Annotated in this window: 25 protein-coding genes and 1 pseudogene; 5 read left to right on the forward strand and 21 right to left on the reverse strand. The window is 66.3% G+C overall.

The window, feature by feature from the left end; all coding sequences use genetic code 11:
* The first annotated feature begins 415 nt into the window (after positions 1-415).
* Complete coding sequence (locus tag A5759_RS24790; protein WP_068202051.1) at positions 416-1,087, forward strand: L,D-transpeptidase; 672 nt, start codon at positions 416-418, stop codon at positions 1,085-1,087.
* A gap of 71 nt (positions 1,088-1,158) precedes the next feature.
* Here the strand turns inward: A5759_RS24790 and A5759_RS24795 are convergent, their stop codons facing one another.
* From A5759_RS24795 to A5759_RS24815, 5 genes are all read right to left on the reverse strand, one after another.
* Positions 1,159-2,418 (reverse strand): oxygenase MpaB family protein, encoded by a 1,260-nt coding sequence (locus tag A5759_RS24795; protein WP_068202052.1) that lies wholly within the window; start codon positions 2,416-2,418, stop codon positions 1,159-1,161.
* 17 nt (positions 2,419-2,435) lie between these two features.
* Positions 2,436-3,257, reverse strand: coding sequence for a tryptophan-rich sensory protein (locus A5759_RS24800; protein ID WP_068202053.1), 822 nt, complete (start codon positions 3,255-3,257; stop codon positions 2,436-2,438).
* A 61-nt stretch (positions 3,258-3,318) separates the two neighbouring features.
* Positions 3,319-4,677 carry an MBL fold metallo-hydrolase gene (locus A5759_RS24805; RefSeq protein ID WP_068202054.1) on the reverse strand — a complete coding sequence of 453 codons (1,359 nt, stop codon included), beginning with the start codon at positions 4,675-4,677 and terminating at the stop codon, positions 3,319-3,321.
* A gap of 19 nt (positions 4,678-4,696) precedes the next feature.
* On the reverse strand, positions 4,697-5,470 hold the full coding sequence (locus A5759_RS24810) for a sulfite exporter TauE/SafE family protein (RefSeq protein ID WP_068202056.1): 774 nt from the start codon (positions 5,468-5,470) through the stop codon (positions 4,697-4,699).
* Positions 5,471-5,684: 214 nt separating this feature from the next.
* Entirely contained in the window at positions 5,685-7,064 is a 1,380-nt protein-coding gene (locus A5759_RS24815; protein WP_068202058.1) for a rhodanese-like domain-containing protein, read from the reverse strand.
* Positions 7,065-7,195: 131 nt separating this feature from the next.
* Here A5759_RS24815 and A5759_RS24820 point away from each other — a divergent pair, with 131 nt between their 5' ends.
* Both A5759_RS24820 and A5759_RS24825 read left to right on the forward strand, forming a co-directional pair.
* Positions 7,196-7,465 carry a metal-sensitive transcriptional regulator gene (locus A5759_RS24820; protein ID WP_064396248.1) on the forward strand — a complete coding sequence of 90 codons (270 nt, stop codon included), beginning with the start codon at positions 7,196-7,198 and terminating at the stop codon, positions 7,463-7,465.
* 28 nt (positions 7,466-7,493) lie between these two features.
* The gene (locus A5759_RS24825; protein WP_068202059.1) at positions 7,494-7,892 is read left to right on the forward strand and encodes a DUF302 domain-containing protein; all 399 of its coding nucleotides are present in this window, start codon (positions 7,494-7,496) and stop codon (positions 7,890-7,892) included.
* A gap of 19 nt (positions 7,893-7,911) precedes the next feature.
* On the opposite strand, the gene A5759_RS24830 is transcribed toward A5759_RS24825, so the two are convergent.
* From A5759_RS24830 to A5759_RS24860, 8 genes are all read right to left on the reverse strand, one after another.
* A complete protein-coding gene (locus A5759_RS24830; protein ID WP_068202061.1) occupies positions 7,912-9,006 on the reverse strand; it encodes an NADH:flavin oxidoreductase in 1,095 nt (364 codons plus the stop codon).
* 59 nt (positions 9,007-9,065) lie between these two features.
* Positions 9,066-9,197: a hypothetical protein gene (locus A5759_RS26505; RefSeq protein WP_255392541.1), complete on the reverse strand. Its 132-nt coding sequence runs from the start codon at positions 9,195-9,197 to the stop codon at positions 9,066-9,068.
* Positions 9,198-9,317: 120 nt separating this feature from the next.
* Positions 9,318-11,837: an RNA helicase gene (locus A5759_RS24835; protein ID WP_197506202.1), complete on the reverse strand. Its 2,520-nt coding sequence runs from the start codon at positions 11,835-11,837 to the stop codon at positions 9,318-9,320.
* On the reverse strand, positions 11,830-12,762 hold the full coding sequence (locus tag A5759_RS24840) for a LysR family transcriptional regulator (RefSeq protein ID WP_066846316.1): 933 nt from the start codon (positions 12,760-12,762) through the stop codon (positions 11,830-11,832). The genes A5759_RS24835 and A5759_RS24840 overlap by 8 nt, the downstream gene beginning before the upstream one ends.
* A gap of 65 nt (positions 12,763-12,827) precedes the next feature.
* Entirely contained in the window at positions 12,828-15,167 is a 2,340-nt protein-coding gene (locus A5759_RS24845) for a CoA transferase (RefSeq protein WP_156617026.1), read from the reverse strand.
* Positions 15,168-15,173: 6 nt separating this feature from the next.
* Positions 15,174-16,361 carry an acyl-CoA dehydrogenase family protein gene (locus tag A5759_RS24850; protein ID WP_068202068.1) on the reverse strand — a complete coding sequence of 396 codons (1,188 nt, stop codon included), beginning with the start codon at positions 16,359-16,361 and terminating at the stop codon, positions 15,174-15,176.
* Between the two features lies 1 nt (position 16,362).
* Complete coding sequence (locus A5759_RS24855) at positions 16,363-17,457, reverse strand: acyl-CoA dehydrogenase family protein (protein WP_068202069.1); 1,095 nt, start codon at positions 17,455-17,457, stop codon at positions 16,363-16,365.
* Between the two features lie 130 nt (positions 17,458-17,587).
* A complete protein-coding gene (locus A5759_RS24860) occupies positions 17,588-18,022 on the reverse strand; it encodes a hypothetical protein (protein WP_231984737.1) in 435 nt (144 codons plus the stop codon).
* Between the two features lie 200 nt (positions 18,023-18,222).
* Between A5759_RS24860 and A5759_RS24865 the strand changes: the two genes are divergently transcribed.
* Complete coding sequence (locus A5759_RS24865; protein ID WP_068202071.1) at positions 18,223-19,056, forward strand: formate/nitrite transporter family protein; 834 nt, start codon at positions 18,223-18,225, stop codon at positions 19,054-19,056.
* Between the two features lie 12 nt (positions 19,057-19,068).
* Here the strand turns inward: A5759_RS24865 and A5759_RS24870 are convergent, their stop codons facing one another.
* Complete coding sequence (locus A5759_RS24870) at positions 19,069-19,842, reverse strand: enoyl-CoA hydratase/isomerase family protein (RefSeq protein WP_068202072.1); 774 nt, start codon at positions 19,840-19,842, stop codon at positions 19,069-19,071.
* 122 nt (positions 19,843-19,964) lie between these two features.
* Here A5759_RS24870 and A5759_RS26420 point away from each other — a divergent pair.
* Positions 19,965-20,183 (forward strand): annotated as a pseudogene (locus A5759_RS26420) (hypothetical protein); the annotation flags it as partial.
* A 60-nt stretch (positions 20,184-20,243) separates the two neighbouring features.
* Here A5759_RS26420 and A5759_RS24875 read toward each other — a convergent pair.
* The 7 genes from A5759_RS24875 to A5759_RS24905 form a co-directional block, all read right to left on the reverse strand.
* Entirely contained in the window at positions 20,244-21,713 is a 1,470-nt protein-coding gene (locus A5759_RS24875; RefSeq protein ID WP_068202074.1) for an amidase, read from the reverse strand.
* A gap of 53 nt (positions 21,714-21,766) precedes the next feature.
* Entirely contained in the window at positions 21,767-22,231 is a 465-nt protein-coding gene (locus tag A5759_RS24880) for a hypothetical protein (protein ID WP_068202164.1), read from the reverse strand.
* A gap of 187 nt (positions 22,232-22,418) precedes the next feature.
* Positions 22,419-23,258 carry a class I SAM-dependent methyltransferase gene (locus tag A5759_RS24885; RefSeq protein ID WP_369816271.1) on the reverse strand — a complete coding sequence of 280 codons (840 nt, stop codon included), beginning with the start codon at positions 23,256-23,258 and terminating at the stop codon, positions 22,419-22,421.
* A gap of 32 nt (positions 23,259-23,290) precedes the next feature.
* Positions 23,291-23,542, reverse strand: a complete 252-nt coding sequence (locus A5759_RS24890; RefSeq protein WP_066811442.1) for a cytochrome C oxidase subunit IV family protein — start codon at positions 23,540-23,542, stop codon at positions 23,291-23,293.
* A 50-nt stretch (positions 23,543-23,592) separates the two neighbouring features.
* Positions 23,593-24,111: a cytochrome c oxidase subunit 3 gene (locus A5759_RS24895; protein WP_082962281.1), complete on the reverse strand. Its 519-nt coding sequence runs from the start codon at positions 24,109-24,111 to the stop codon at positions 23,593-23,595.
* A gap of 109 nt (positions 24,112-24,220) precedes the next feature.
* Positions 24,221-24,970, reverse strand: coding sequence for a hypothetical protein (locus A5759_RS24900; RefSeq protein WP_068202077.1), 750 nt, complete (start codon positions 24,968-24,970; stop codon positions 24,221-24,223).
* Positions 24,967-25,710 carry a hypothetical protein gene (locus A5759_RS24905; RefSeq protein ID WP_068202168.1) on the reverse strand — a complete coding sequence of 248 codons (744 nt, stop codon included), beginning with the start codon at positions 25,708-25,710 and terminating at the stop codon, positions 24,967-24,969. Before A5759_RS24905 ends, A5759_RS24900 begins: the two co-directional genes overlap by 4 nt.
* Between the last annotated feature and the right edge of the window lie 42 nt (positions 25,711-25,752).

Here is a 25,752-nt window from a genome sequence, read left to right on the forward strand (position 1 = left end):
TTTTTTTTTTAAACCCGAAGACGCCATACGCGATACTGATCGGTCTCGTGGGCTCGGAGATGTGTATAAGAGACAGGCCCTGGACCCCTCGGCGAACCCGCCCAATGGCGCTGGTACGAACCCTTCCAACCCCAACCACCACCGCCCACCAACTGACCGTCGAACAGGTCGGCCCACAACGCGATTCGTACCTGGGCTTACCTCTGGGCGCGGCATCCCACCGATGATCATCACCCGATCACGGGATCACCGCCGAATCCCAGGATCACCGAATCATCGCCGCACCGGTCGAGTGGATCGCGACACGGTCTCATATTGGCCGCGAACAGGTTTCGCACACCGTACTGGACAGCTTGGCACGGATACGCTGTCCGGATTCTGCATTCGACGTTCGAGTCCGGTTCCGAGGTATCCCGTGAAACTGCGAAAAGCACTGGCGTACCTCGGCGCTGCGCTCTTGTGCGTACCGCTCGCCGCGCCCGCGTCGGCACAACCCGCAGCCGCCACCGCGCGGACGACGCAGTGGATTGTCGTCGGCGTGCCCACCGCGGACGCCACCTCGGGCACTCTCACCGCCTTTCAACGGACCGGACAGCAATGGAAGCCCGTCCTGGGACCGACACCCGCGAAAGTCGGCGCGGTCGGTGTCGGTGCGCCCGCTGACGGTGTCCACCGCACGCCGGTGGGGACCTTTACGTTCGATCAGGCCTTCGGCCGCCAGCCCAATCCGGGCACCAAGATGCCGTACTTCCAGACCACGAACCAGGACTGGTGGGACGAGGACGCCTCGTCACCTACGTACAACACCCATGTGCGGGGTCCGAACAAACCGTCATCGATCGCGGAGAACCTCTACGATTCCGGGCCCGTCTATGACTACGCGGTCAACATCACGGTGAACCCGCAACGCATACCCGGACGGGTCTCGGGCATCTTCCTCCACGTGACCGATGGAAACCCGACGTGGGGGTGTGTGGCCATCGGGCGCGAGGAGATGCGCACGCTGCTGACGTGGCTCGACCCCGCCGCGGCACCACTGATCACCATCGGTGTGGGCAGTCCGTCATTGGTTCCGTCGCGGGCATGATCGTGGACGACGGATCAGCGTCGCGGGCGTGATCAGCGGACGTGATCAGCGGGCGTGATCAGCGGGCGTGATCAGCGGCGCAGGGGTACCGCAGCCTCGAAGGCCGCTGCCTTGCCGTCGGATTGCCACTGCAGCCAGTTTTCCCACCGCTTGAGATTGGTCCGCTGCCACCAACGGTCCACCTTCGACGACAATCGCCGCGCGATCTCCAGCGCGAGGATCAGCGGAAAGCGGCTCAGTAACAGCAGCATTCCCGGCAGAGCCGATGGTAGGCGGTAGCGGCGCCGGTTCCACGGCAGCATGTACAGCCCGAGGTACCCCGCTTGTAGGCGGTAGTGATACTCGGCGCGAAGCCGCTGCAGGCCGCGGTGCGTCGCGGCGGGTGCGAACGCGGGAACGAAGGACTGGACCAGTTCGGTACCGCTGTCCGCGCTGTCGTAGCTGCGCGCCGCGTCACACATGAACAGGATGCGCCACGCATCGGCGACGGTCTCGGGGAAGTAGCCCTCGCATCGCACACCGACGAGGTAGCCGCAGTAGCGGTTGAAATGCAGAACGGCGCGCATCTCTCGCGCAGAGGTGAGGTGACCGAGAAGGAAAAGGCCAAACGCCGGAGCCACACTTCCACCCAACAGCGTGAGAAGCATGGCGGACTGGCTGATCGGCAGACCCCAGCGTTCGGCGTCCCACTCCGGGTGCTGTCTGACGCGGTCGCGGACGCTGACATGCATGATGCGCACATGCAGAGAAATGTTGCGCCCCAACGACCCTGGCGTCAGGATGGCGCCGGGACGGCAGACCTCGATCCACCAGCGCGATGTTTCCAGATACCGGTGCAGGGCGCGTTGGCCCGCGTAACCGCCTGAGAGCGACAGGGGCACCGCCAGCCAGCCCTCGGTGTAGGTGTCGTTGGTACCGGCGTTCCCGAGCGCGCCCAGTGCGTAGGCCCACCGGCGCCAGACCGCCGCGCCTTTCTCGACGAGGTCCGGGTCGACCCACGCGGGGAGTTGCTCGAATTCCTCGAACAGCGCACGCATCGACTCGGGCGCCTCGGGGACGTTGTCGATACCTTCCCGCTGCGCCTTCTCGACCAGATCGCGGGCTTTTCTCGCGCCGAGTTCACCGTGGTAGGTCTCGGCGACGAAACGTTCGGCGACGGGGTCGCCCTCGCTGAGGCCGGCGATGAATGCCCGTGCGGTGTCGTTGGAGGGAAGCAGATCGACACCGGCGACTCGCTTCACCACATTTCGCAGGCGCGCGCGGCGACCGGTGAGCCCTGGGTAGCGAAACGCGGTGGGCGCGTTCGGTGGTCGTGGGCTCAGATCCGGCATATCTCAGTCTCAGCCGACTAGCCTTCGATCGTGCGGCTTTTCGCGGATCCCCTCGGTGAATGCGTAAGGTAGCGCGCGCTCATCGCGACGGCGATCCCCACCGCTGCCGCGCCCGCCAGCGAGGCGATCAGGACCGGCGCGGTTTCGCTCAGCCGCACCGCGATGCCGATCAACGCCCAGATGATCACCAGCCCGTAGGCGATATCGCGGTGGCGCAGGTTCATCACCACTCCGAGCGCGGCCGCCACCACGACCATGATGGCGCCCCAGGTCGGTTCGGAGAGCCCGAACCCGGACCATCCGGCGTCGTCGAGGGTGATCGTCGCGTTGGCAATCGTCGCGACCGATATCCAGCCCAGGTACACCCGGAACGGGATATGCACCGTCCACCGCTCCAGCGTCGAGGTGGGTGGCCGAGAGGCCTGAAGGCGGTAGATGACGATCAAAGCGACCAGCAGCACGACCATCACCAGCATGCTCAGCGGGAACTGGTTGTGGTGCCACGCGAACAGCCAGCAGCAGTTGGCGGCCGCGGTCAGCAGGTACCAGGGAGCGATGGCGCGTGCGGCGCCGCTGTCGTCGCGTCGCTGGGCGAGCGTCACGAGGTACACGGTGTAGGCGATCAGCCCGAGGTAGATCAAGCTCCAGATGGAGAAGACGTATCCGGCGGGGACGAAGTACACCTCGAAGCGACGGGTGACGTCGCCGGTGGTCTGGCCGTTGATCGGCAGGCCGTTGGCGAGGTAGTTGACGACGAGCGTGGCCGCAGTGGCCAGGGCCACAGCAAGCGCCAACAGAACTGTCGAGGTGGATCGGCGGTCGGCAGTCTGGCTGACCATGTAGGGCTCCTTCGTCTTCGATCGGTAAGCCGTACATGCCCGTTCGGGTCAGGATCGAACCCTATGGCTGGGGCGGAGCGGTGAGGCCAAGATTTGCGGCGTTGTCGAAGTCGTCATCGATGAGGACGACGTCATGACCGGCGCGGTCGAGGATCGACGTCGCGATCGACGATCGATAGCCGGAAGCGCAGTGCACCCATACGGTCGAGGACGGAACCTCGTCGAGACGCTTCGGTAATTCGTGCAGCGGTATGTTGGCGGCTCCTGGGATGTGCTCGGACTCGTATTCGTGGCTCTGCCGTACATCGAGCACCGCCACAGCCTCCGTCCGGCGATGCTCGGCCAGGCGGCGAAAATCGGAGACCGGGTATGAGCGGAGCGGACTTCCGTCGCGCAACTGGTCGATGTCCCCGGTGGCGGCGCCCGTCAGTCGGTCTACCCCGATACGCACCAGTTCGCGTTTGGCGTCGGCAATCTGCTCGGGAGAGTCACCGATGAGGGTCACCGGTGCGCCCCAGTCGTACAGCCACCCGAAGTAGCTGACAAAGGAGCCCGACAGCTCGAAACCGACCGCCCCCTGCAGATGCCCGGCTGCGAACGCGGTCCGGCTACGCAAGTCGACCACCCACTCGCCCGCCTCCAGGCGGCAACGCAGTTCGTCGGGGTCGACAGGTTCGGGTGGCGTCAGATCCACCGGGGCCGGGCCCTCGCTGTTGATAACGCCCATGTGCGCGTAGTACGCGGGGTAGGCCGAGAGCCCGGCCAGCAGTTCGTCGACGAAGTTCTGCTCGTCCTGTGTGAGCGCAGGATTGGTCCGTCGTTGCTCGCCGACAGTCGATTCGTCACCGGAAGCCGGTGTGGCCGAGCAGAAGCTGCCGAATCCGTGGGTGGGGTACACCGGCGTGTCGGCGGGGAGGCGTGCGGCGATCTTGCGCACCGAGTGATACTGCGCGCGGGTGAGCTCCTCGGTGTCCTCCGCGCGGATCAGGTCGGTGCGGCCGGTCGTGCCGAACAACATCGATCCTCCGGTGAAAACGCCGCGAACCGCATCGGTCTCGTCACGAAGCACATAGCTCACGTGATGGTGAGTGTGACCCGGGGTGTGCATCGCCTCCAACCGGATCGGTCCGGCGTCGATCACCTCACCATCGCTGACGGCGCGGCGGGAGTACTTCACTTCGTCTCCTGCGGGCACGACGTACTCTGCGCCGACGGTGCGCGACAGTTCGAGTCCGCCGGTCAGATAGTCGTTATGCAGGTGCGTTTCCAACACGTGGGTGATGCGTACCTTGCGGTCATCCGCGAGAGTGAGCATCCGGTCGATATCGCGCTGCGGATCGATCGCCACGGCGACGTCGCCGTGGCTGACCAGGTAACTGCGGTCACCGAGGCCCGAGGTTTCGATTATTGAAATGTCCATGAGGAATCTCCTTGTGGAGTCAACGTAAGAAAATCGTGTCGACGAGTACGAACGCGGCGACGACGAAGACGAGGTAGGCGAACCAGCGCTGCAGGCGGTCGGTGTCGACCTTGGTGCCGAAGTATCCGGCGAGCAGTGAGGCGGCCATCGCGGTGGCGACGAATGCAGTAGTCAGCGACCAGTCGACACTCGTGCCGTGGAGGTGCGAGAAGATACCGGCTAGCGAGTTGGCCACGATTATCAGCAACGAAGTGCCGATGGCCGTGGACATTTCGACGCCGAGCACCACTACTAGTGCCGGAATGATGAGGAAGCCGCCACCCACGCCGAACAGTCCGGTTAACAGACCGACGACTAGGCCGGCCCCGATCGATCGCGGCGCGCATCGACGCCAATTGACCACACCGGCGCGAACCTCACATGCTGTGCCGGTGTTTTCCTGATCTGCCAGCATGCGGACACCGGCGACCACCATCACGACGGCGAACCCGATTAGCAGCGCCGATTCGGGCAGGTGTCTGCTGACGGCACTGCCGAGAACAGTTGCCGGGATGCCGGCCACCGCAAAGATGCCGGCCATGCGCCACCGGACTTGCCGGGCGCGAATTTTCGGCAGCACACCGACGGCCGAAGCCGAGGCGACGACGACCAGCGAGATCGGGATGGCCTCTTCGATACCGAGACCGACCCCGTAGACCAGCGCTGGGACGGCGAGGATCGACCCGCCGCCGCCGAGCAGTCCCAACAGCACGCCGATCAGCGCGCCGAGAGCCAGGCCTATCACCAACGCCATGAGCTGTGCAGTACCCGGCTACCGGCGACGCCACAACCCGCCGGCGCGGCGGGACGGCGGTTCGGTTGTCCGTCGACAGCGGCATTGCTGCGCGGCCGGCACCGACCGCATCACGTCGTCGGCGTGCTGACCGCAGCCGTCCCACGTCGTCTTACCGCAGGACGGGCAACGAACGGCGTAACACATGCGCATATCTCCTTTCGGACGAGACGTCTCAGAGGGTGGCGCGGGCATCGAGCCAAGCGTTGTATCCGCCCATCAGGTCGGATACCTGTCGAAATCCGTTGGCGCGCAGCAAGGACGCTGCCACGCTCGAACGCCAGCCACCCGCACAGTGCACAACGACCGGTTTGTCAGTCGGCACTTCACTCATGCGGTTCCCCAACTGCGCCAGGGGAATTGGGATCGAGCCGGGAATGGCTCCGGCTTCGCGCTCGCCGGGGTTACGAATGTCCATCAGCGTCACGTCCTTCACGGCCAACATCTCGTCGAGCTCGGCAACCGTGGTCCGAGGTGCAGACTGCACCAGATCCATCAGCTCTGCAGGGAATTGTCCGTCGCGACCGACATTGAAATATCCGATGGCATTGTCCGAGCCGATACGGGCCAGCCTCAGCGCGGCCTGCTGCTCTTCTCCGGGGTAGGTGATCAGGACGATCTGGTCACCCACTGCGGTGACCATCCCAACGGTTTCGGCGAATCGGCCGTCGAAGCCGACGTTGACCGACCCTCGTAGGTGCCCTGCGGCGAAATCATCGACGCCGCGCGCATCCACCACAGCCACGCCGGTTTCGAGCGCGGCCCGGATGTGCTGCGGACTCATCTCGGGGACCGTGCGCCCCTGCTGCAGCAGCGGGTGGACCCGCTTGTTCATCGTGGCATCCGACGCGAAATATGCCGGCGCGGCGGGCTGGCCGTGGGTGATCATCGAAACGAAGGCCTCTTCGCTCATCGGCTGTACCGAGGGGTTACTCACCCGCTGCTCGCCGATTGTCGAGGTCAGTTCCGCGGATAAATTCTTGCCGCACGACGAACCGGCGCCGTGGGCCGGCATCACCAGTACGTGGTCAGGCAGTTTCATCAGCTTGTCATGGATCGTGTGGAACATCGCTCGGGCCAAGTCCTCCGTCGAGCTGTCACCGATGTTGACCAGATCCGGTCTGCCGACGTCGCCGATGAACAGCGAGTCGCCTGTCAGCACGGCCGAAGGCTCGGAATCGGCACGCTCGCGAACCAGCACACTGATCGACTCCCAAGTGTGGCCAGGCGTCGACAGGATTTCCAAGTCGACCTGACCCAGTGACAGGCGCTCTCCATCGGCCAGCCTGCGGATCGGATACTCGGTTTCGGCGATCTCACCGAAGCCGATCCAGGCGCCGGTCGCGTCGACGAGTTCGAGGTGGCCGGACACGAAATCCGCGTGGAAGTGGGTGTTGATCACGCCCTCGATCGTCAGCCCGTGCTTACGCGCATCGGCGAGGTATTCGGTGATGTCTCGGCGCGGGTCGACGACGATCGCGCGTCCGGTCGACTCATCGCCGATCAGGTACGACGCGTGTGACAGGCATTCGATGTAGTACTGCTCGAGAATCATCCTTCTCTCCTCACGGGTCGCGGAAAAGTGGCCACATACCCCCAGGGGTATACGATGAAGATACCCCCAGGGGTACCTACAGTGCAAATACCCCCGGGGGTACCATTCAGATGGAGGTGGAAGGGAGAACCATGGTTGGTGACCAGGAAGCGATTGCCGCTGTGCTCAACCGGTTGCGGCGTGCGCAGGGACAACTTGCCGGTGTGATCGCAATGATCGAGCAGGGCCGAGAATGTAAGGACGTCGTCACGCAACTCGCGGCGGTATCGCGAGCGCTCGATCGCGCCGGCTTCAAGATCGTCGCGACGGGTCTGCGCGAATGCATGACCGGCGACCAAGAGGGCAATGAGAGGCCAATGACCGAGGAGGAACTCGAGAAGCTCTTCCTGGCCTTGGCCTGACATTTCACGATCGACGAAAGGAGTCATCATGAGCATCGCTTTGGTCACCAGCCTGAAGACCTCGTTCGACGATGCCGTCGCCCGAACGCGTGAGGCGCTGGCCGATCAGGGATTCGGCGTTCTCACCGAGATCGACGTGAAAGCGACGCTGAAGAACAAGCTCGGTGAGGACATGGAAAGCTACCTCATCCTCGGCGCATGTAACCCGCCGCTGGCGCACCGGGCGATCAATGCGCAACGTCAGATCGGTCTACTGCTGCCGTGCAACGTCGTGGTGCGCAGTGATCCAGAGGACCCGGAAACCACCCTCGTCGAGGCGATGAATCCGCAGTTGCTCGTGGACGTCACCGAGGAGCCCTCGCTCAAACCGATCGCCGAGGAAGTCGGAAGCAAGCTCCAAGCGGCGATCAGCGCGCTTTCTCGGTGACATTGGCGTGCGGCACAGCTCAGGCGAGCTTCGCCAGCGCGGTCTCGGGGTCGTATCCGGAGAACCCGTCGAGTTCGCCGTGCCGCAGCCGATTCACCCAGCCGGGGTCGGCAAGAAGCGCCCGGCCGATGGCGACGATGTCGAACTCGTCGGCGTCGAACTGCTCGACAAGGCGGTCGACGGGGGCCGGCTGGATCACCTCGCCCCGTTTCTCACTGCGGAACTGGGTCTCCAAGCCGACCGAGCCGACCGCAATCACAGGCAGGCCGGTGACCTTCTTCGTCCACCCGGCGAGACTCAACTCGCGGTCGTAATCACCGAAGGCGGGCACGTAGTGCCGGCGGGTAGACGGATGCAGCACATCGACGCCGGCGTCGACCAGGGGGCTCAGCAGCTCCTGGAGCTCGGTGGGGTCGTCGGCGATGGAGGCGGTGTAGTCGGTGCCCTTCCACTGCGAGAAGCGGAAGATGATCGGGAAATCCGGGCCGACCGCCTCGCGCACAGCGGCAACCACCTCGGCGGGGAACCGCGTCCGCGCACCCAGCGAACCGCCGTATTCGTCAGTGCGCAAATTGGTTCGGGTCCAGAAGAATTCGTCGAGCAGGTAGCCGTGGGCGCCGTGGAGTTCGATCGCGTCGAATCCCACTTCCCGGGCATTCGTCGCGCTTTGTGCGTACAGGTCGGCGAGACGTCCGAGTTCACGGCTTTCCAGTGCCCGGCCTCGCGGGCGACCGTGCCCGTCGACACCCGAGGGGCCGACGGGCACCACACCGTCGGTGTCGTCGCGCTGCACGCCCTGGTGCCACAACTGCGCGGCGACCGTGCCGCCCTCCCGGTGGACCGCGCCGACGACACGCCGCCAGCCGGCGAGCACCTCGTCGCCCGCGATCGTGGGGATGCTGGACGGATATCCGGCGGCCGGGTCCGGCAACCGGATCCCCTCGGTGATGATCAGCCCGACTCCGCCCGCCGCTCGCCGACGGTAGTACTCGACCACGTCGGGACCCGGAACTCCATGGGGGGACGCCTGTCGAGTCATCGGCGCCATCGCGAACCGGTTAGGAACGGTCAGCGAGCGGACGGTGAACGGCTGGAAAAGATCGTCAACGGCCATGAACCGACACAACGCGGCGGTGCCGGCACTGATTCCATGCGGCTGACCGAGGCGCCCGGTCAGCCCTCCGACGGCTTGTCCACGGCCTCATCGGGCAGCGGCAGCCCTTCGGCGCCTGGAGTGGCGGGAGACAGCACGTCCTCCGCCTTCTCGGTCGGTTCGGGCGTTACATTCTCGTTCGTAGATGTCATGCCCGTCTTGTTACCCCCGAGGGGCTGGCGGTAATCGTCGCCCCACGCCGAACGGCGCTCGCGTCCGCGGTACCGGGGTGGCTGCGCGCCCCGATCGCACCGTGAAGCACAGCGCGCCGCTTAGTCGAACCGGCCTGCGTCGATGACCCGCAGCACCACCGCGCCGGCCTCGTCGGAGGCCGCAAGGTCGACCTCGGCGGTGAAGCCCCAGTCGTGGTCGCCCGCAGGGTCGTCGAAGATCTGTCGCACTCGCCACGCCTCGGGTGCGCGGTCAATGATCAGCAGCGCCGGACCGCGAGCGTCGGCGCCGGTGCCGACGTCGTCGTGCCCGCCGAAGTAGTCGTCGCCGACCTGCTCCCAGCGCTGCGCCGTCCAACCCGAACCGCCGTCCAGCGCGCCGAGTTCGTCCCAGCGTTGCCGGGCGAACATCTGCACGCGCCGGAACAATGCGTTGCGCACCATCGCCGTGAACGCACGCTGGTTGCCGGTCAGCGGGCGCGGCGGTGCCGGCACCGCCACCGGCGTGTCGTGCGGTTGGTCGGGGCTGGTCAGCTGCTCCCACTCGTCGAGCAGGCTCGAATCCACCTGGCGGACAAGCTCACCGAGCCACTCGACGATATCGGTGAGTTCTTCGATCCTGGCCGTGGCGGGTACCCCCGACCGCAGCGCCTTGTACGCGTCGGACAGGTAGCGCAGCACCGCACCCTCAGCGCGGGTCAGACCGTACTCGCTGACGTATTCGCGGAACGTCATGGCGCGTTCCCACATCTCGCGCACCACCGACTTCGGGGACAGCCGCGCGTCGGCGGCCCACGGGTTGCTCTGCAGGTACACCTCGAAGGTGTGCTCGAGAATCTCCTCGAGCGGCTTGGGGTAGGTGATGTCGTCGAGCAGTTCGATGCGTTCGTCGTACTCGATACCCTCGGCCTTCATCGCTGCGACGGCTTCGCCTCGGGCCTTGTTCAGCTGCGCGGCCAGGATCTGGCGCGGATCCTCCAAGGTCGCCTCTATCACCGAGACCACATCCAGTGCAAAGGTATCCGCATCCGGATCGAGCACACCGACGGCGGCCAGCGCGAAGGTCGACAATGGTTGATACAGCGCGAAGTTCGGCGGCAGGTCGACGGTCAGCCGGTATCGGCGCCCGTCGGGGCCGGGCTCGTCGAGGCGCTCCACCACACCGGCCTGCAACAGCGACCGCGCGATACCGACGGCTTCGCGAATGTGCTGCAGCTGCCGTTTGCGTGGCTCGTGGTTGTCGGTCAGCAGCCGGCGCATCGCCTCGAACGGATCCCCGGGACGGTCGACGACGTCGAGCAGCATCGCCGTCGACACCCGCATGTTGCTTGTCAGCGGTTCGGGGGTGGCCTCGATCAACCGATTCATCGTCGACTCACTCCACGGCACCATGCCCTCGGGCACCTTGCGGCGCACCAGTTTTCGGCGCTTCCTGGGGTCGTCGGCGACTTTGGCGAACTGCTTGAGGTTCTCCACCTCGTGGTCGGGTGCCTGCACGACGACGGTGCCCGCGGTGTCGTAACCGGCGCGCCCGGCCCGGCCGGCGATCTGATGGAACTCGCGCGCGTTGAGCAACCTGGTGCGCACCCCGTCGTACTTCGACAGTGCGGAGAAGACCACCGTGCGGATCGGCACGTTGATGCCGACGCCCAGTGTGTCGGTGCCACAGATCACCTTGAGAAGACCGGCCTGCGCCAATTGTTCAACCAGCCGCCGGTATTTCGGCAGCATCCCGGCATGGTGCACACCGATGCCGTGTCGCACCAGTCGCGACAACGTCGTGCCGAACGCCGTCGAGAATTGGAACGCGCCGATCATCTCGCGAATTTCGGCCTTCTCCTCCTTGGTGCTGACGTTGACGCTCATCAGCGCCTGCGCGCGCTCCAGCGCGGAGGCCTGGGTGAAGTGCACGACGTAGATCGGGGCCTGCCCGGTCTCGAGCAGATCGCCGATCGTCTCGTGCATCGGGGTGGTCGCATACGAAAAGTAGAGCGGCACCGGGCGTTCGGCGTTGGCGACGAGTGCCGTTGGCCGGCCGGTGCGCCGGGTGAGGTCCTCGCGCAGGAAGGAGACGTCGCCCAGTGTCGCTGACATCAGCAGGAACTGTGCCTTCGGCAGCTCCAGCAGCGGAACCTGCCACGCCCATCCGCGGTCCGGATCGCCGTAGAAATGGAACTCGTCCATCACCACCAGCTCGATGTCCGCGTCGGAGCCCTCGCGCAGCGCGATGTTGGCCAGTACTTCGGCCGTGCAGGTGATGATCGGCGCCTCGGCGTTGACCGCGGCGTCACCGGTCAGCATGCCGACGTTGGCCGCGCCGAAAACCTCGCACAGCGCGAAGAACTTCTCGCTGACCAGCGCCTTGATCGGGGCGGTGTAGTAGCTGCGCCGGTTTCCCGCCAGCGCTGCGAACAGCGCGCCCGTGGCCACCAGCGACTTGCCCGAACCGGTCGGCGTCGCCAGGATGACGTTGGCGCCGCTGACCAACTCGATCAGCGCCTCCTCCTGCGCCGGATACAGAACGGTGCCGTTCTCCTCGGCCCAGGCGGCAAACGACGCGAACAGCTCGTCGGGGTCGGCGCCGAGCTCTTTGGCGATGTCGGTGAGCGAACCCTCAGGCACCGCGATGCACCGGCCCCAGCCGGTCGGCGATCTGCTCGGCGGCCAACTCGACTTCGGCGAGCCTGCTCCGCAGCCGTTCAGGCGCCCAAGCGAGCGCGATACGCGCTGGGGGCCAATTGGTTTCGTCGATCGGGATCAGCTTGAACTCCGGCGGGGAGAACATCTTGCCGATGAACGAGTCGGGTGCGTAACTCACCAGCGCAACGAGATGCCGGTTGAATACCTGGGTGGCCATCTCGAGTTCGCCACCGCGCTGGTTCGTCGTGCGCACCACACGGTGGATGCCGCGGCTGTTGAGTTGTCGGGTCAATCCGGCCAGCACTACCGGGTTGGGCCGGGCGAAGTCGATCACGACCTCCCGATCACGCAACTCGTCGATCGTCACAAGGTCTTTGGCGGCCAGGGGGTCGTCGAACCGCACCGCGACCGCACCCTGGTAGCTGGCCACCACCTTGTGGCGCAGGCGTTTGTCACCGGCGGGCAGGTGGATCAAACCTAGTTCGGCCTGTCCGGCGATCAGCGTGGCGGTGACCTCGGTGCCCGAACCCGGAACGCGGAACTCCGTCGGCCCGGGCAGGCCGGCCAGCACCGTCTCCAGTTGGGCGAGCAGGTCGGAAGGAGCGTAGGCGGTGGCGCTCAGCCGAAGCGGCGCCGAACCCTGCACACTCTGCTTCGCAGTGGCTTTGAACTCCTCGATCTGTCGCAGGATTTCGCGGGCCGGGCCAATCAGCCGTTCACCGAGCGGGCTCAGCCGCACGTCGTGGTAGCCGCGTTCGAACAACGGCCCGCCGAGCTCCTTCTCGAGGAGTTTGATCTGCTTGCTCAGCGGGGGCGGTGTGATCATCAACTTGTCGGCGGCCCGCTTGAAGTGCAGTTCGTCGGCGACGGCGACGAAATACCTGAGCCTGGTGAAGTCGATGTCGATTCCTGCGGTGTCTCGAACGGGTGGCCGTGCACCCCGAATGCTACGAGATCACCGGTGTGGGCCCGTCAGGCGTGCACGTCGCCGTTGGTGGTCTCGAGCACTCCGCGCCGGTGCAGCGCCTCGATCTCCGTGGGGCTCAGTCCGAGAAGTTCCGTGGCGATCTCGGCGGTCTGCTCCCCGATGAGGGGGGCTTGGCGTAACGGCGGATCGGCGACGTGATCGCAGTGGATCTGCACGTTCTCCATCGTGAACGGGACGTCTGCGTGCGGATGAAGCTCCTCGCGGAACGACCGCCGTTGCTCGTAGTACCCCCAGGACGGGAGCTCGTCGGCGTGCATCACAGCGCCCGCGGGCACACCCGCGGCCTGCAGCCGTTCCATCGCCTCGGTACGCGAATGCCGGGATGTCCAGGCGCGCACCGCGTCGAGGTCGATCTCACCGTCACCGGGCAGGCCGATGACCCAGCGCAGTGCCTGCAACTCGGCGGCGTCACGCACGGTGATCGCGATCCACTTGTGCTCGCCAGCGGCCGGGAACAGTCCCCACGGCGCCCCGCGTTCCGCGCAGGAGCGGGGATGGCCGGCACGCTCGAGCGCATCGGCGGCGATGTCGGCGGCGACGTGGCTCAGCATCACCTCGGCCTGCGCGATGCTCGCCGATCCGCCCTCGCCGGTGCGTTCCCGGCGCAGCAGCAACGCGATCGCGGACAGGGCGCCGATCCTGGCCGCCACGTGGTCGGGGTAGACCGTCACGGTGTCGCAGAAGGTCTCGGGCTCACCCGGGTACACCCACTGGCTCGTGAACCCGACTGCGGCGCGGACCAGCGGCCCGTAGCCCAGGCGTTTGGCCCACGGGCCGTCGGGACCGAACGCAGAACTGTCCACCACCACGATGCCCGGGTTGATGCGTCGCAGCGTTGCGTAATCCATGCCCAGCGCTTCGGCGACGCCGGGCTTGAAATTCGTCAGCACCACATCGGCGTCCCGCACCAGGCGGTGCGCGAGCCCGAGGCCCTCCTGTGTGCGCAGGTCGAGTCCGATCGAGCGCTTGTTGCGGTGCCCAGCGGCGAACGGCTGGGTCATCGTGGTCAGCTTGCCGACGCGCAGCCCGTCGGGATGGGCGGAGTGTTCGATCTTGACGACGTCGGCGCCCAGATCACCGAAGAGCCGGCCGGTATCGGCGCCGACGACGATGACCCCGAGATCGAGGACGCGTATCCCTTCCAGCGGTCGCCCCTCGCCTCTGCGCTGCCGGCCTGCCAACAGTGGAGCGGCGGTGAGACGTTCGGACCCCGCGGAGTTCGAGTCGAGTGCGCTGGCGCGGTGTCCGTCGATCTCACTGACGCCGACCGGGATCGGGGCCACCACGCCGGGCGCAAGCTCCACGTCGCGGAAAAAGCCACGCGCGCTGAAGTGTTCGGCGGTCAACGCCTCCGACAGGGTCAGCACCGCCGCGGTGGGAACACCGTGGGCCTGGCCCTGGGACTCGAGCTCGGCACGGGTCTTGTCGGCGCAGAAGCGGGCGATGGCGTCGAGCAGATGCGGTGAGCGGAACCGCTTTCCGAGTTTGTCGTAAGAGGGGTCGGCGAACTCCTCGGGGCTGCCCATCCACGTGAACATTCCGCGCCACTGCCGTTTGGCCAGGATGCAGATGCGGACATGGCCGTCCTTGCAGGGGATGATCGGATAGCGCTGGCGTTCGGCATCCCAGTCGCGTTGCTGCATCTTGACCGCGACGCCCGCCGATGCGCTGCCCGCCGAGCCGAACGGCGGGTCGAGCGTCTGCATGGCCCCGTCGAGGATCGAGAAGTCGATCAGGTCGCCCTCGCCGGTGCGCAGACGGTCCAGGTAGACGGCGATGGTCATCACCGCGGCCTGCGCGGCGGCCACGTGGTGGGGCAAGTCGGCAGGCGGTACCAACGGCTCGCGGCCGGGTATGCCGGAGCGCGACAGCTCGCTGGACAAGGCGTGGAACACCGGGCCGGTGCCCTGCCAGGTGCGGTAGTCGTTGTCGCGGCTGAAGTCGCTGAGCGACAGGATCACCAGCTGCGGGTGCTGCGTACGGATCTCACGCACCGCCAGCGTCGCCTCGGCGAGCGACCCCGGCCGGGTGTTCTCGATCAGGATGTCGGCTCCGGCAAGCATTTTCGCGAACTTGTCTCGGCCCGCCGCGGTCGACGAATCCAGCTCGACCGTCTCCATGCCGTGCCGGTTGATGGCGGTCTGCATCGGCACCCCTGCGACGCGCGGACCCACCACGTCGTCGTCGGTCACACCCAGCAGGCGCAGCACGGTCACGCGCGCCCCGAGGTCGGCGAGCAGTCGGCCGACGGCGCTCATCGGGCCCGAGCTCAGGTCGAGGATCCGCGTCCCTGACAACGGCGGATCGTATGCGGCGGCGCGGATCACAGATCAGCTCCTGCGGGCCTGACGGAAGGGGATGTCGCGGTCGGCCTCGGGCTCCTTGGGCAGCCCGAGCACGCGCTCGCCGATGATGTTGCGCTGAATCTGATCGGTCCCACCGCCGATCGAGGTGAAGAACGCGTTGAGCATCAAGAAGTTGACGTCGTCGGCCACCGGATTCTCGGGGCCGGCCAACAACGCCTGCGCGCCGATGATCTGTGTCTTCATCGCCGCCTCGGTGTGCAGGATCTTCGACATCGCGAGCTTGCCCAGCGACATGATCGAACTGGACGTGCCTTGTGTCGTAGCGGCTTTCGCGCGTGCGTTGTTGAGCCGGTTCAGCTCCCGCATCGCCAGCACCTTCGCCAGCGGGTAGCGCACCGCGGGGTCGTCGAGCACGCCGTGCTCGCGAGCGAGTTCGATCAGGCTGTCCGCCTTGCGGTTACGCGAGCCGCGACCACTGTCGCCCATGATGGAGCGTTCGTAGGCCAGCGCGGTCTGCAGCGCCCGCCATCCGTTGCCCTCGCCGCCGAGCAGATAGTCGTCGGCCGCGGCGGCGTCATTGATGAACACCTCGTTGAAGTGAGATTCGCCGGTGATCTGCACCAGCGGGCGCACCTCGATGCCGGGCTGCTTCATCGGCATGATGAACAGGCTCAGCCCCTTGTGCTTGGGCACATCCCAGTCGGTGCGGGCCAGAAGCAGGGCGTAATCGGCGGTGAGCGCGCCCGACGTCCACACCTTCTGACCGTTGACCACCCACTGGTCACCGTCGCGGACCGCGGTGGTGCGCACGCTGGCCAGGTCGGAACCGGCGCCCGGTTCGCTGTAGAGCAGGCACGTGCGCGACCGCTCGACCAAGAAGTCGCGCAGCAGGTCCTGTTTGATTCTCTCGGTGCCGAGTTTGAGCGTGGTGTTGGCCGGGATGTTGTACTTGTCCTGCCGCGATCCCGGCGCCTTGATGGCCGAGAACTCCTGGCCGATGACGGCCGCGAGGTCACTCGGATATCCGCGGCCGAACCACTCGGTGGGATAGGTGGGCACGGCGTAGCCGGCGTCGAGCACCTTCTCCAGCCAGGCGATCCGCTCGGGCGACGACGCCCACGGGTCATCGGACTTGGGAAGTGGAGTCCAGTTGTCGCGCAACCACTCCCGAACCTCGGCGCGCAGCTCGTCGGCGGTGGGAAGGCTCGTCATGTCAGGCACCTTTCGAGACGAGGTAGCGCTCGCGATGCAGGCGCGGGCCGCCGAACAACTGCAGGCCGGTGCGCGCCCTGCGCAGGAACAGGTGGGCGGGGTGCTCCCAGGTGAAACCGATGCCGCCGTGCATCTGAATCGCGTTCATGGCGACGGTCTCGTAGGCCTCGGCGCAGGCGAAACCGGCCAATGCGACTGCACCGTCGGAGGTTTCACTTCGCGCGGCCTTCTCGGCGGCGGCGTGCTGGGCGGCCGACGTCGCGTTCTCGACCTCGATCAGGAGGTCGGCGGCCATGTGCTTGAGCGCCTGGAAGCTGCCGATCTGACGGCCGAACTGGACGCGCGTCTTGAGGTAGTCGACGGTGATGTCGAAGAGCCGGCGGGAGCCGCCGACCTGTTCACCGGCCGACGCGATCACGGCGAGATCCAGGGCCTCCTGTACGGCGTCCCATCCGGCGGTGCCGAGCCGCCGCGCGGGTGTAGCCGCGAAGGTGAACGTCGACAGCCGCACGGTCGGGTCGAAAACCGTCACCGCGGTGCGGGTGAAATCGGTGGCGTCCGGCGCCACCTCGAAAACACCGACGCCGTCGCTGGTGCGCGCGACCACGAGCAGGACATCGGCCGCCTGACCCCAGGTGACGTAGTGCGCGGCGCCGGTCAGGGTGCCGTCGGCGCCGGCTTGGATGTCGACGCCCTTGGCCGTCCAAGTGCCGGACTGTCCGGTGATCGCGACCGTGCCGATCGCCGTGCCTTCGGCGAGTCGCGGCAGGAGTCGGCGCTTGTCTTCGTCGGAGCCTGCGGCCGAGATGAGCGCGACCGTCAACACCGCGCTGGAGATGAACGGTGCGGGCAGAAGTGCGGCGCCCGTCTCCTCGGCGACGGCCTCGAGCTCGAGTGCGCCAAAGCCCAGGCCGCCGAGTTCGTCGTCGACGAGCATGCCGAGCAAGCCCTGCTCGGCGAGCTGGCGCCACAGGTCGCGGTCGAAGCCGTCGTCGGAGGTCATCACCGCGCGCACGTCGTCCTCGGTGCACCTGTCACTGAGCAGCTCGCGGACTGCCGAACGCAGTTCCGCGCGCTCGGCCACACTGATCGTCATCCCAACCGCCTCTCCTGGCTAGCTGGGTCCATGGTTGGGCCCTGAACGCCCGGTGTAAATCACGAATCGCGATACCGGCGGGTTTCCCGTTGGGACATGCGAGCGGGGCGCGGCACGCACGCCCGGTCAGCTACTGCATACGAGCCTGGCCCCGACCGTCGATCAGGCTGTCGAGGCCGCGCTGCCACCTGGCGGAGCGGGCGCGGTTGCACACCGCGCGGGTGATCACGAGAACAGCTGCAGCCGTTCCGAGGACCGCGAGCAGGACGAGTGCGCCGGCCGTGACCGCTTCCATCGCCGCATGGGGAGCCGCGCGCTTGGAGTCGAACAGCGCGGTTCCGACGGCGCCGGCGATCGGCACGGCGAGAACGGACAGGGCGACGATCAGGGTCATGATCAAGGCCTCGATCCGATCCACGGAGCGGACCAGAGGATTGTCGCCCCTCAATCGCGCCAGCGTCGACCACCGGGGCATGCGGAGGGTGAAGGTGGCCCACTCCTGGTCGTCACCCAGCCGGACAGCCGTCTGGGGTTGATCGTCGCCATGCGGGCTGCGCACCGTCATCTCCTCTCACTGTGGGGGCTGCGTCCTACCCCCATCGTGGACCCCATCTGACCTGCGAGCTTTGCCGAGAAACGACAACATCGACGTCCTCCGTTGTGGCCGGCCGACAACATGCGCCGGGGCGCCGGTAATCCGCGGAGGCTTCGGGGCGGCGGGGGACGGGTACCCCTGACCGTCATCGAATCGGGAAGGACCCGCACATGGATGAGAATGAGACGCAGCGACGGCAGGTGGGCGATTCCGACAGCCCGATCGAGGACGAGTTGGAGGGCGCCTTCCAGAGGATGGTCGACGAGGGCACCCAACGCCTGCACCGGGCATGGCGCGAAGTGCTGGTCACCGGCTTCTTCGGCGGCACCGAGGTCGCGGTGGGCGTCCTGGCCTACCTGTCGGTGTTGGCCACCACCCACAACCACCTGCTCGCCGGTCTCGCGTTCTCGATCGGATTCCTCGCGCTGCTGCTCGGCCGCAGCGAGCTGTTCACCGAAGGATTCCTGGTGCCGGTCACCACGGTCGTGGCCAAACGCGCTAGCGTCGGGCAGCTGCTGAAGTTGTGGATCGGAACGCTGATCGCCAATCTCGTTGGGGGCTGGGCGATCATGTGGCTGATCATGACGGGCTTCCCGAAGCTGCATGCGCAGACGATCGAGTCGGGCACCCACTTCGCCACCGCCCCGATCTCAGCGGAGACGGTCGCGCTGTCACTGCTGGGCGGCATGGTCATCACGCTGATGACGCGCATGCAGCACGGCACCGAGTCGACGTTCGGCAAGGTCGCCGCGGCGGTCGCAGGCGGCTTCCTATTGGCCGGGCTGCAGATGTTCCATTCGATCCTGGACTCGCTGCTGATCTTTGGTGCGCTCATCGCCGGCGCCCCGTTCGGCTACGGCGACTGGGCGACGTGGTTCGCCTACACGGTCGTCGGCAACGTGGTGGGCGGTCTACTGCTCGTCACGCTGCTTCGTCTGCTGCGCAGCAAGGACCGTCTGCAGGATGAGCGACAGGAGGCGGAGTCGGAACCCACGACGGCGTGACCGAAAAGCCCGTCAGCGACCGCGCCAGCGCGGTGCCCGCTTCTCCTGCCACGCTTTGATTCCCTCGTGCACATCCTCGGTCGCGGCGGCCACCTTGCGCATCGTCTCGCCGAACCGGACCGACTCGATCCAGCCCATGTTGGCCGTGCGCCAGGCCACCTCCTTGGTGGCGCGCTGCGCCAGCGGCGCCGCCTCGGTGAGTGTGCGCGCCCAGGACCGCGCCTCGGCCTGCAGATCACCGGGTTCGACCAGTCGCCACACCAGGCCGGTCTCCTTGGCACGGTCAGCGTCGATCGGCTTACCGGTCAACAACAACTCCATGGCGTCGGCCCAGCGGACGCGTTCGGGCAGCCGGATCGCACCGACGATCGTCGGCACCCCGAGAGATACCTCCGGAAACGCGAAAGTCGCTGTGGTCGAGGCGATCACGAAGTCACAAAACAGGACGCCGGTCAGGCCGTAGCCGATGCAGGGCCCGTTGACCGCCGCGATCGTCGGCTTGAACAGTTCCATGCCGCTCTCGAACGAGTTGATCGTCGGCTTCTCCCAGAACGTGCCCCCGAAGGTGCCGACCGAACCCTCGCCGTCCTTGAGGTCACCGCCGGCGCAGAACACGTCGCCGTTGGCGGTGAGGATCCCGACCCACGCGTCCTCGTCGCCGCGGAACCGCTCCCAGGCCGCGTTCAGGTCGCGCCGCATCTCGCCGTTGATTGCGTTGCGCGCGTCGGGACGGTTGAAGGTGATGGTGGCGATGTGATCGTCCAACTCGTAGGTCACCAGGCTCATGGCTGCACGATAGCCAGGTGACGTCGTGCCCTTGGATGACGATGTCGAGAAATGCCCGACGGATCCGTCCAACAGGTGAGCGACCAACTAGGGTCGCGACCCGAAGAACGGAGGACGAAGTCATGGCCAAGTATCTGCTGCTCAAGCACTACCGGGGCGCCCCCGCCAGCGTCAACGACGTGCCGATGGACCGGTGGATGCCCGAGGAGATCGAGGCGCACATTCGGTATATGAACGACTTCGCGGCACGCCTGGAGAACACCGGCGAGTTCGTCACCCATGCGGCCCTGGCCCCGGAGGGGGCATGGGTGCGCTCTGACGGTGAGGGCAAACCACCCGTGGTCGGAGCGCAACCACCTCACCATGCAAGCGGCGAAGCTGCGCCAACGGCGCTCGGGGCGCTAGATCGGGGCCGCGCGATCGGACCAGGGCATCGCCTGCTCCAGCTGGGCGGCCAACCGGATCAGCAGCGACTCGCCCGCCAGCGGTGCGACGAACTGGACCCCCAGCGGCAGCCCGTCCGCGGTCCAGTGCAGCGGTAGTGAAATCGCCGGGCGCCCCGTCAGATTCGCGAGCTGGGTGTAGGGCACCCAGCCGAGATTCTTGTCCACCATGTCGTCGACGATCTTGGTGAAGCGCAACAGTTTCGCTGTGCGCGTCTTGATCAATACGTCGGCGGCGCGCTGCAGTGCGACCGGCAGCTCGAACTCGCCGATGGTCGGCGGCGGGGTCGCCAGCGCGGGTGTCAACAGCAGGTCATAGGACTCGAAGAACGTGGTGAGCCTGCGCGTGTGCTCGTGGCGCCGCTGCACGGCGTCCACGTAGTCGACGCCGCTGGTGGCCCGGCCGAGCGCGGCGAGGATCAGCGTGTCGCGTTCGAAGGATTCGTCACCGGCGCCCGAGATGCGTTTGGCTTCATCGAGTTCCCATGCCGTGTAGACGAACCACGTGAGCAGGAAGTCGCGCGCCAGGGCCGCGTCATCGAAGGGGGCGCTCGGAAGTTCGTCGACGTGGTGGCCGAGATCGGTCAGCGCCCGTACCGTCGCCTCGACGGCGTCGGCGGCCTCGGGGTGTGGCGACGGGTTGATCGCCGACGGAACACGGACGCCGATGCGCAGGGTGCCGGGATCGGCCCCCACACAGGACGCGACTGTCGAGGACGGAACACCGGGCACATACGGGCCCCACGGTTCGCCGCCGCGGATGACGTCGAGCATCGCCGCCGTGTCCCGCACGGTCCGCGACACCACGCCCTGTACGGCCGCGCCATGCATGGCCTCACCCGTCGCGGGTCCCGACGGCGTCAGCCCACGCCCCGGTTTCAGGCCGACCAGTCCGCAGCACGCCGCGGGTATCCGAATAGAACCGCCGCCGTCGTTCGCCCCGGCGCACGGCACGATCCCTGCCGCGACCGCGGCAGCCGAGCCGCCCGACGAGCCGCCCGGCGTCCGGGTCAGGTCCCACGGATTGCGGGCAGGGCCCCACGCGTCCGGTTCGGTGATCCCCTTCGCCCCGAACTCGGGGGTGTTGGTCTTACCGAAGATGACCAATCCGGCGTCCTGCCACCGCCGCACGATCTCTGAGTGCTCGGCCACCGGTTTCGACATCAGCGCGCGCGATCCCGCCGACGTCGGCAGCCCGGCGTAATCCTGGGCGAGGTCCTTGATCAGGAACGGAACCCCCGAGAACGGGCCTGACGCCGCATCCGCCGGTGAGGCCGGGACGTCGCGGACAATCGCGTTGATTCGCGGGTTGACCGCAGCGGCACGGTTTCTCGCCAGGTCCAGCAACTCCGCGGCGCTCACCTCTTTGTCGGCGACGAGCTTGGCCAACCCGGTGGCGTCGTGACGGCGGTATTCCTCGAAGTTCACCGTTCGACCGTACGTGGCGCTCCTGAGCGGTGGGCGCCTCCTCGACCGACGGGTCAGTGCACGGCCGAGCGCGGCCTGGCGCAACCGATGGAGACGGGCGCCAGGTTGGGGACTTTCGGTTGCTGCTTGCGCTCCTCGCGCGCGATCCGCCTGAGCAGTGCTCGCTCGTCGCGCTTTGTCAGGGCGCGCCGGCGGTGAACCAGGAGGTCGAGTTGCTGCCAGCTGAGCCCGTCGAGCTCGCCGTCCTCGTCATGGGTGGCCACGACGACGCCTCCCCGCAGCAGGGGAACGGTTTTGGCGGTGAAAGTACTGGTCGCCAGGAACAGCTCGGTGGCTTTTCGGTTGGGGCGTCGCTGGCAGCGCTGCGTCGACGGGCTGAACCAGAAGTCGAACTGCCGGTCGGCGCTGGTCAGGGATTGCAGGCCCTGATCCTCTACGAGCTGGTCGATATCCGCGGTCGTGTACGCGCGGGTCTCATAAACGGTGCCGTTGGTGCTGAAGTACAGGACGGTGTTCATGGTGGATTCCCATTCGTCTCTTTCTTCGGTGTGATCGCCGGCCATGTGACCGGTCTGTTATCAAAGTTACCCGAGTGACGAAAGTGACAAACATCGGTAACGATCTAATCACATCGAAGATACGTCGAACCGCACGTCAGAGGCGGTTCGCAGCGTTGAGAGATTGTTCGGCAGCGCGAGATCGACGTCAGCCGAACTCGAGCAAGGTGTAGGCGCCGCGAAAGTTGCGCGTCGGCTTGAACCGCCAGAAGGCCGGAAACGCCTTCTCGAAGAACCAACCGCGCCCCGACGGCATCGGCAGATCGTGCACGGCGCGGATCCCGGGGATGGTGTCCGGGAGCGCGGCTAACTGCTCCGCCGAAAGGCTGAAGGGCATCGGCGGAACGCGGTACCGGCGCGACGACCGCATCCCCTTCGGGGCGAGCTTCTTCACCAGGACCGGCGGGAGGTCGAAGACCATCTGGCCACCCGGGAAGCGCGCCGCGCACGCGGCGATCAGCCCCATGGCCTCGTCGGGCTGCAGATACATCAGCAACCCCTCCGCGGTGATGAAGACGCCGTTGCTGTCGTCGACCTTGTCCATCCACGAGTAGTCGAGCGCCGATTGGGCCAGCGTGGTGATCCGCGGCGATGCGGGCAGCAGGCGCTCGCGCAGCTCGATGACCGGCGGTAGATCGACTGTCAGCCAACGGAATTCGGCGTGAGGCAGGAGAGTGTTCAGGCGCCAGAAGCTGGTCTGCAGACCCTCGGCCAGCGCGACGACAGTGGCGCGCGGATGCTCCGACAGGTAGTGGCTCGCCGCCCGGTCGAACGCCAGCGAGCGCAGACCCATCTCCTGGCCTTTGCGGCCGAACTTGTCGAAGTCGAAGTCGATCGCGTCGACGAGGCGGATCGCCATCGGATCGTCGATGATCGCGTTCGGATGACGGGCCTGATGCGCCCTTCCGTTCAGCGTCAGCAGCGCGGTCTCCGAGACCCCGGTGAGGGCGATGTCGTCGGCTTTCCGGTCCTCTGCGTCATCCACCACAACGAACGTACCCGGTGCGCAAAGGCTCGAAGTCAGATGAGGTAGATCACGAACACCGTCACCAGTAGCAGGCCCAGCCAGGCGTCGGTGGACCGTTTGAGCCAGCGCGGTCCGGTCTTCACCTCCATGAAGTTGCGAATGATCAACCGTGCCTTGACGAAGGTGAGTGCCAGGACCAGCGCGGTGATCGAGGTGCTCGCGTGCACGGTGTCGGTGAAATGGGCCGGTGCCAGCCACCACGCGCCGACCGTGATCGCGGTGAGGACCACCCAGGTCCACGCCATGGTGCGGGTGGCAATGTGGTGGCGTCGCCTCTTCGATGTGCTGGTCACCGTCACCTCATCACGTAGAGCAGTCCGAAGATGATCACCCACAGCAGGTCGACCATGTGCCAGTAGACGGCGCCCGACTCGACCATCGATGTCCTGCGTCTGCCGGGGTTGTTCAGTTCACGCACGATGACCCCTAGGACGATCAGGCCGATCAGCACATGCACCAGGTGCACGCCGGTCAGCACGTAGTAGAAGGAGTAGAACATCTCGGAGTTGGTGTGGCCCGCCGCGATCTTGCTGGCCCATTCGTAGCCCTTGAACCCGATGAACAGCAGCCCGCAGAAGCCGCCCGCGTAGACGAACCTGATCGCCCGGCCATGGGAGCCGCCCCGGGCGGCCAGCACGCTTCGTGCGATGAACCACGAACTGGTCAACAGGATCACGGTGTTGAGCACCCCGATGTTGATGTCGAGGTGCTGCTGGGCGGCAAGGAACTCGTCGGGGTTCATGGCTCGGTAGACCATGAAGATGACGAAGTATCCCGCGAATATGACCAGGTCGCCGAGCACCATCACCCACATGTGGATGTCGCCGGGCAGATGGCCGGCCGACGGGGGCACGCTGGCCACCGGGGCGTCGCCCGCCGGAGTTGTCAGCGCCCGTGAATCAGACTGTGTCACAGTGCAATCCTCAATTCAGGGCAGGGGCGTCGACCGGCTCGCGGTTGGTGGCCCGCTTGAGCAGGACGATCAGCGCCCCCAGCCAGAGACTGAACACCACGACCGACCACCAGAACGCGAGTGAACCGTTCCAGGCGAACGGACCCGAGTAGGCCACGAACATCTGGGTGGCGATGACCTCGGTGACGATCTGCCAGATGGTCACGTAGGCAAACCATTTCGGAAAGATGTCGTTCTTGTCGTAGAGGATCGCGAGCGCGAACACCAGGTAGGCCGCAGAGAAGCACCCTAGTGACCCGTTGTAGGACAGCATGCCCAGGTCGTAGAGCATGCTGACGAGTTCCGGGTCACGGTCGACTCGGAAGGTGGCGGTGAGAAAGCACACCGCGACGAGAAGAAACCCCGGCAGCGCCCCGACACCCATGCCGCCGATGTAGCCGTACGCGAACACGGAGCCGACCGACATGCGCAGGATGAAGTACGCCACCAGGCCGTTGGTGACGGCCGCCCCGCCGAGCAGGATCAGCAGTACGCAGAAGCCGGCCCGGATTGTCAGTCCGTTCTCGGCGAAGAACGCGACCTTGTCGGCGGCGGTGACGTCGGGACGCGGCGGCGGCGTCACCCTGGCCAGTACGCAGATGATGACGCCGAAGACCGCATACCAGGCCGGGAAGAACCAATAGACCAGCCGCACATCGGGTTTCCCGCCGGGCGGTCCATCGGATTCCCGGGTGAACCGGCGCGTGAGCAGCGTGCTCACCGCGCGACACCTTCGTCGTGCGCTTGTCTGAGCACCGCACGGCGCAGTACGAAGAACATCACGATGACGAACAACGCGAAGGCCCCGTTGCGAATCCAGAAGGACAGCAACCCGTCCCAGGCCAGTGGGCCGGTGTGGAACACCGCCGCCCCGGCCGCGGGCACCATCGCCACGCCGGTCGCCAATGAGTAATGCCCGACCCAGCGCGGAAAGACGGGGTCGGGCCCGTCGTCGAAGTAGACGGCTACGGCCAGCAGCGCGAACTGCGTGACGACCATGCCGACCGGGGCGATGAACACGATCCATGCGAGATCATTGAGCACCAGTACGACATCGGGGTTGCGGTCGGGGCGGAACGCCGCGACCAGGAAGAAGATGTTCGACAAGGCGAAAATCGTTGCGCCGCTGACGACCGCGGTGAGATAGCAGTAGGCGAAGACGTGGCTCTGGGTCTTCATCCGTTTCATCTGCACGACGATCACCATGAAGAACGGCAGGATCATGATCCCGCACAGGTTGAACCTCACTTGGCTGAAGCGGATCCACGCGGTGTTGTCGGCGTAGAACGCCGCCACCTGGTCGGCGGACAGTAGGGGCGACAGTGGTGGCCAGAAACCGGGGAACGCCAGCAGCGCCAGCAGCAGCACGGCCCCGACCGCCGGCCCGGTCCACAGGCTCACCCACTGAGCTCTGATATTGCCCGCCTTCGGCAGGTCCTGCACCTCTTCGAGGATCTGCACCGCACCCTCCACGTGACTCGAGTCAATTTACTGCAGCTTGCA

Origin of the sequence: Mycobacterium sp. 852014-52144_SCH5372336 (assembly GCF_001665615.1) — a bacterium.
Taxonomy (GTDB): domain Bacteria; phylum Actinomycetota; class Actinomycetes; order Mycobacteriales; family Mycobacteriaceae; genus Mycobacterium; species Mycobacterium neumannii_A.

Bases quoted from the DNA above. Each gene is read 5' to 3' on its own strand.
- A5759_RS24795 (WP_068202052.1), bottom strand. From the start codon at position 2,418: ATGCCGGATCTGAGCCCACGACCACCGAACGCGCCCACCGCGTTTCGC.
- A5759_RS24800 (WP_068202053.1), bottom strand. From the start codon at position 3,257: ATGGTCAGCCAGACTGCCGACCGCCGATCCACCTCGACAGTTCTGTTG.
- A5759_RS24805 (WP_068202054.1), bottom strand. From the start codon at position 4,677: ATGGACATTTCAATAATCGAAACCTCGGGCCTCGGTGACCGCAGTTAC.
- A5759_RS24810 (WP_068202056.1), bottom strand. From the start codon at position 5,470: ATGGCGTTGGTGATAGGCCTGGCTCTCGGCGCGCTGATCGGCGTGCTG.
- A5759_RS24815 (WP_068202058.1), bottom strand. From the start codon at position 7,064: ATGATTCTCGAGCAGTACTACATCGAATGCCTGTCACACGCGTCGTAC.
- A5759_RS24820 (WP_064396248.1), top strand. From the start codon at position 7,196: ATGGTTGGTGACCAGGAAGCGATTGCCGCTGTGCTCAACCGGTTGCGG.
- A5759_RS24825 (WP_068202059.1), top strand. From the start codon at position 7,494: ATGAGCATCGCTTTGGTCACCAGCCTGAAGACCTCGTTCGACGATGCC.
- A5759_RS24830 (WP_068202061.1), bottom strand. From the start codon at position 9,006: ATGGCCGTTGACGATCTTTTCCAGCCGTTCACCGTCCGCTCGCTGACC.
- A5759_RS26505 (WP_255392541.1), bottom strand. From the start codon at position 9,197: ATGACATCTACGAACGAGAATGTAACGCCCGAACCGACCGAGAAGGCG.
- A5759_RS24850 (WP_068202068.1), bottom strand. From the start codon at position 16,361: ATGACGAGCCTTCCCACCGCCGACGAGCTGCGCGCCGAGGTTCGGGAG.
- A5759_RS24855 (WP_068202069.1), bottom strand. From the start codon at position 17,457: ATGACGATCAGTGTGGCCGAGCGCGCGGAACTGCGTTCGGCAGTCCGC.
- A5759_RS24860 (WP_231984737.1), bottom strand. From the start codon at position 18,022: ATGACGGTGCGCAGCCCGCATGGCGACGATCAACCCCAGACGGCTGTC.
- A5759_RS24865 (WP_068202071.1), top strand. From the start codon at position 18,223: ATGGATGAGAATGAGACGCAGCGACGGCAGGTGGGCGATTCCGACAGC.
- A5759_RS24870 (WP_068202072.1), bottom strand. From the start codon at position 19,842: ATGAGCCTGGTGACCTACGAGTTGGACGATCACATCGCCACCATCACC.
- A5759_RS24880 (WP_068202164.1), bottom strand. From the start codon at position 22,231: ATGAACACCGTCCTGTACTTCAGCACCAACGGCACCGTTTATGAGACC.
- A5759_RS24890 (WP_066811442.1), bottom strand. From the start codon at position 23,542: ATGGCGTGGACCTGGGTGGTCCTCACCGCGATCACGGTCGGCGCGTGG.
- A5759_RS24895 (WP_082962281.1), bottom strand. From the start codon at position 24,111: ATGTGGGTGATGGTGCTCGGCGACCTGGTCATATTCGCGGGATACTTC.